This is a genomic window from Halobacteriovorax sp. (assembly GCF_048381875.1).
GTDB lineage: Bacteria > Bdellovibrionota > Bacteriovoracia > Bacteriovoracales > Bacteriovoracaceae > Halobacteriovorax_A > Halobacteriovorax_A vibrionivorans.
In genome coordinates this window covers 1-5,400 of the sequence record NZ_JBLXBP010000017.1, presented here as the reverse complement: position 1 = coordinate 5,400, position 5,400 = coordinate 1, and the positions used below count along the sequence as shown (strand labels likewise).

The following is a 5,400-nucleotide window of genomic DNA, read 5'->3' as shown; positions in this document are numbered from 1 at the left end:
TTGTGTGTTTTGTTGATTAATTTTGTGCGATTATACCTAAAAAAAGTTAAATGGTATTTGAAGTGAATTTTAAAGTAAAAGAGTTAAAAGAAAAGGAAAATTTCCTTTTCTTTTTTAGATGTCTGATTCTATTGAAACATCATCATCTATTAGTACTTTTACATTTGCCGTTGTTGAGCTTGTTCCTTGATATACATTAAATGTATTACCATCTGAATCTGTTTCTGTACCTTTACTTTCCCAATTATTAGCACCACCTTCAAGTTTAACTTTATCACCACTATCACCAAAGATTTTTAAGATATTTTCATTATCAGTTAAATCCTCAATACTTTCTTCATCAATTATTAATTCATCTATAGTAGTATTTGTTAACTCTATATGGTCTACATCTTCAGTTACTAAATCTTTAGTTAATGAACCTAAGTCAATATCACCATCTAAATATAATACTTCTGGTGTAGTTTCTGTTGCAGAGTCTTTATCCACACTAATTACTAAGTCATAAGTAACTTGATCACTATTTTCATCAGCAGAAATAACTGAAATTTTCTCTGTTTTACTTTGAGAGTAATCACTATTTATTCCACTATATTTGTAATCCCCTGTTTCAAAATCAACTTCAAGTTTTCCACCAGCATCAGTATCTATTTCTAGTTTATTGTTAGTTGTATCATTGATACTATATGACTTATTGTCTATTTGGATAGATATAATATCAAGATCACCTGTATGACCTGAAATATTTCCTTCAAACAAGTTTCCTTCCACAGAACTCTCTAAGCCTTCTACTAACTTATCTTTTAACTGAGTTTCATCTTCAATTACTGTTACATTGGTTTTTACATTACCAACATTTTGTGCAACTTTTAATAAGTCAGGGTCATTTGCTGAGATTCCACTTCCAATACCAATTACATTTAAAGTATTTACATTATTAGATAAGAAATTATTCCATTTGTTTATATATCCACTATCTACAAGAGAACCATATCTACTAATAACTTCTGTTTCATTTGAAGTTCCATTTGAACCTCTATTCTCTCTATTTGGCTCACCATCTGAGATAAAATATACTGTTGTTTCACCATCATTTGGAGCAGAATAGTTATGATAAGTTTCTAATAATGCATCTTCATAGTTTGTCCAACCATTTGCATCTAAGTTTTTAATTGTATCAATTGCATCCTGTGCATTCATCCAGCCTGTTGCATTTGCACTTGTAGAGAATGTAGTTAATTTAACATTTACATTAGATAAATCGTCATAAGTATTTATCATATTCTCTAAAGCTTCTTTAGCTAAATTCATTCTCGTTGTGTTATCTACTTTATCATTCATACTTCCAGAAATGTCTAACACAATAACAACATTTTGTTGATTAGCTAGCTGTGAATCAAATTCTAGTGTTTGAAGTTCTCCAACTGCAATAATTGATGAAGCACTAGTACTATCTGTTGTTTCTTTATAGTTTGTACCATCTTCATTTTCATTTGTTTCTGTTGCTCTTGCTGTAATAGATAAACTAAAATCAGTTGCACTATTTTCAGGAACGGTAAGTTTTAAATTATCAGTTATAGATGTAGTATTAGCTGGAACTTCTACACTATATGAACCATCACTATTTTTTGTGATATTGTAATTGTCATTTATACTTTCAAGTGTCGCATCATTTGGAACACCATCAATTTTTACTGTTAATGTTTCACTTCCATCAACATCTGCTAAAGCTGCACTGATATCAACGTCATATTCAAGTACTTTTGTTTCTACTTTTTCTAATTTACCATCTACTACTTCATATACACCATCTTTAAATACTAGTTTCTCAATACTATATAAGTTGTCTCCTGAAGCATAAGTATCTAAACCTTGATTAGAAGGGTGTTGATATCCTTTATCATCATCATATCTATTATCAATTACATTTATTGTAACATTTGAACCTGTTGATATAAATGTTATATCATAGTCATCAAAGTTTCCTCTATAGACTGCTGTATCAGTCCCATCTAAAACTGATGCTGGTGCACTTTCATGCCCTCCATAAATAGAGTCATCACCTTCTTGTCCGAAGAACACATCATTTCCACTATAACCTATCATGTTATCAGAAAGATCTTTCCCATCAATATAATCATTTGTATCATTAAACTGATCAGCTAAAAGCTGATCTCCATATATTTCTGTACCATCAATAGTATTACTTGTATTATCTTTTAAACCTTGTACATAACTATCATAATCAAAAGTTGAATCTACAACTTTTATTGTTGCCTCACTAACTGAGATTGATGCTGTTGGAGCATCAGCAACAGCTTTTACTTCAATTGTTGTTGTATAAGTAGTATCATCCCATACATTTCCATCTGATATTTCAAATTCAAAGTTACCATCAATATCACTGTCAGAGTTTGGTGTAAAAGTAATATTTCCTGCAGCTATATCAGCAAGAGATATTATTTGATTTTCAGAAAGTTCTACTACTGAATCTTCTGTAGCTTCATAAGTATTTCCTTCTTTATCAATTACAATTTGACCTTCTTTTACTTTATAGTACAATGTACCATTTTCAGGTAAGTCAGTAATTTTTATTTCTTCTACGCCAATTCCAAGTTCACCAAAGTCTGTTTCAGTTAATGTGTATGTAGTATCTTCATCAATAATGATTTTGTCATCTGTTGAACTTAAATCATCTTTGAATGAATCACTTAAATCAAAAGAGTCATCACTGCCATTTACCTTTTCATAATTCCCACCAACTATTTCTTTCACAATAATATTTACATCTGATAAATCTGCAAAATCTTTTGCATCTACAGTTAATACACCTCTTCCTGTAGCATTTAAATGAACTTCATACTCTTGTCCATTTACTTCAACAATTGCTTTTGCTTGACCTTGAGGAGGATAATTCTCATCCACTTGAATATTAAATGTAACCTTACCTTCTGATGTACTTATGTTTGTTATTTCAGGGTCTATTACTTCAGTGTATGAAATTTTATTAATTAAATAATCATCATTATGTCCTGCTGCACTAAACTCTACTTTATCAAATGCTGATGGTTTACCATTTGTATCAGGGAATTCAAAAGTATATGATAAATCAACTCTATCAGTTCCACCTTGAGCTTGAACTGCTTTTATTAAGTCTCCATTTATATCATAGTAACTTACTGTAGCATCAGTAGTAGATCCACCCCCTGAAACTTTTGCATAACCTAACTCTTCTCCATCATTAAAGAATTTTACTACTGCAGTTTCGCCATTATGTCTCCATGCAAATGCTACATCTAAAGAGTTAGCATCGTTTGTAAAATCAAAAACAATCTTTTCACTTATTCCATTAGAACCATAACCTAATTCAGAGTTAGCTCCTGAACCTGAAGTTGAGCCTTGAACTCCAAATCCAGGAGGATTTGTATTAATTGCAACATTAGCTTTCTCTCCATTTGTATCGTAAGCAGTTATATCTATACCATTTGACTCACCAAACTCTGTATCTACATCTATAACTTTTGGAGAAGTAGCTACTGCTGTAACTGTTACATCAATAGGATCTACATCATCTATTACTTTAAAAGTATTATCATCATTGTTATATGAAACATTTCCTTCATAGTTACCACCTGAATGACTTACTATTTCAGCATTAAATATATCATCATCATCTTTATACTTATCATCTTCTCTTACATCTAAATCAAAAGTAGCAGAAGTTTCTCCTGCTTTAATAGTAACGTCTCTAGGTTCATCGTTTACATTAACTACTACTTTTAGGTCACTTTGCGGAGCAATAGTTACATTTACTGTATATGTTACTTTTGTTGCATTTTCATCTACATTATCCGGTGAATCTAATGTAATTAATACATCTTTATTATGAGAGTCATCATCTATAATATCTGTATTTACTGTATCTCTATTTTTATCAATTGAGATAGTATCTATATCTGGAGATATTGATGTAATCTCTATCTCAAAGTTCTCTTTATTTTCATAGAAGTTATCATCAATTGTTGATACATCAAAATTTATTTGCCCACTTCCTTTAGGAATAGTTACAGTAACTTCTTTAGAATAGTCTTGCCCATCTATTGCAGTTCCAGTATATGTTAGAGTAACTTCTATATCTTCTTGAGCAATTATTATATTTCCATTTTCATCTTTTAGATCAATTACATAATAACCATCAAAACCTTCTGTAACGTCAATATCATTATTAACAACTCTTTCTGTAGTAATAATTAAATCATCAAAATCTTTGTCACCATTATTAGGAAGGTCTTCAATTTTTATTGTTTGAGTTCCATTATTATTATCTTCAATAACAAAATGTTCTTTTCCATCAATATTGAACTCTTCATCTTGGAAAATAGTAATAGCCTGATCAATTTCTTGACCATCTACTATTAATTTTGGATAATCTGTTGTATTATCAAAAGATAAACTTGCACCTAATAAATCTGTAACTTTATCTGCACCATCAGCTATTAATAAAAACTTAATATCTGGATTTCCAAAGGATGCTAATAAGTCTCCTCTACTTAATCCATCGTCTGAATTTAACATAATTAGTTTTGGATTTGTAGGATTTCCATTTTCATCTAACTCATAAGTTAATAAACTATTACTAAATCCAGCATGATCACTATCAAAATAAACATTTGTATATTCACCAGTTATACCTACTTTTAAATTAGTAGAAGGAGAGTCAACATTAATATTTATGTCTGCATCATCAAAATCTACTGCTTCAAAGTTACCCCCTGTAACATTTGTAACTTTTGCATTAAAAGTATCATTTTCAGGAGTAAAAGTAAGTGTTCCTGTTGTTTCTCCTGCTGGAATATTTATAGTATACTCTTTACCATCAACTAACATAGTAATAACGGCTGGAGAATTTGTATCAGTTGGATTTGATAGTTCTATTGTTAATGTAACACTTTTTTCTGAATCAAAGATATAAGTATCATTTTCAGATAACGACCCATTATATTCAGGTAAGTTATTATCGTCTTCCTCATTAAAATCTCTTAATAGAGTTCCATACTCATCAAAAATATATTGACCACCTTTAATTTCGTAACCTGTAACTTCTTGACCAGTTGAAGACTCAATAGCTTCAATATACTTAGTTGGATCAGTTGGGTCTTTAATATCTCCACTATACTCTACTTTAACTCTACTTCCATCTGATAAAGTATAATTTACATGAGAAATTCCTTTTGTTAATGCAGTAACATTTACAACTTCAGTTTTTACTTCTCCACTTAAATCTACTGTTGTTGGATCAATTGTATCTTTTACATCTACTGTTACAGGATTTGTATCAACATTTAAATCCTCAAATGTTTTTCCTGCTACTTCTGCAGATACTAAATTAGCACTTATTTC

The 5,400-nt window shown here is 30.2% G+C and carries 1 protein-coding gene; it reads right to left on the bottom strand.

Annotation, left to right across the window (positions count from 1 at the left end):
- Positions 1 to 114: 114 nt before the first annotated feature.
- A partial coding sequence (locus tag ACN5L8_RS15130) for an immunoglobulin-like domain-containing protein (protein WP_419173440.1) occupies positions 115 to 5,400 on the bottom strand: 5,286 nt, incomplete at its 5' end.